The following is a 625-nucleotide window of genomic DNA, read 5'->3' as shown; positions in this document are numbered from 1 at the left end:
GAAAGGTTCAAGTATTTCAGACTGCTCATACCGGCAACTGCCGCAGGAAAACCGCCGGTCAACTGATTTCCCATGAGGTTCAGCACCTCAATCTGGGTATTGCTCAAAATCGTGTCCGGTATCGTACCAGTGTACTGGTTATCTTTTAGAACCAGCGTTTTCAATGCGGGCATTGTACCAAACTCGGAAGGAATCGCACCTGCATAATCATTGCCGCCCAAGTCTACATTTTGCAGTTTCGGGAGCGTATAGAGCGCAGACGGAATATCTCCGCTCAAATGATTATCCGAGAGGAACAGATACCGCAATTCACTAAGTTCCCCGATTGCAGCCGGTATATGTCCGGTGATGTTCTGACCTTTTAGACCAATGCTCTTGATCTCCACAAGGTCTTCCGCTCCGGTGATGGTATCCAGTGTGCGCTGCTGGGCGTTCAGCAAACGCTCAATCTCATTGATGAACCAGGTCTGTCCATCACAGGCGGCAATAAACCGTTTGGCATATTCCGTCTGTGGGTTTGGCGTAAAGTCCGCTGCGCCTGCCGTGAGTGGTGCGTATAGCTGCAACAGCAAGGCTATTACAAGCAATACGCTGATTCGTGTGCGTTTCATTTTTCGATCGCTCC

General features: G+C 49.8%; 1 protein-coding gene. It reads right to left on the bottom strand.

Features of this window, described 5'->3' with window-relative positions; all coding sequences use genetic code 11:
• The coding region (locus tag PGS25_RS15565) for a leucine-rich repeat domain-containing protein (protein WP_270419423.1) at positions 1-611 on the bottom strand (611 nt) is incomplete at its 3' end.
• Positions 612-625 lie beyond the last annotated feature (14 nt).

The organism is Butyricicoccus sp. AM78-15b2TA, assembly GCF_027665985.1.
Classification (GTDB): Bacteria; Bacillota; Clostridia; order Oscillospirales; family Butyricicoccaceae; genus Agathobaculum; species Agathobaculum butyriciproducens.
Note: the sequence above shows the minus strand (reverse complement) of the source record. Positions and strands in the feature narration are given on the sequence as shown.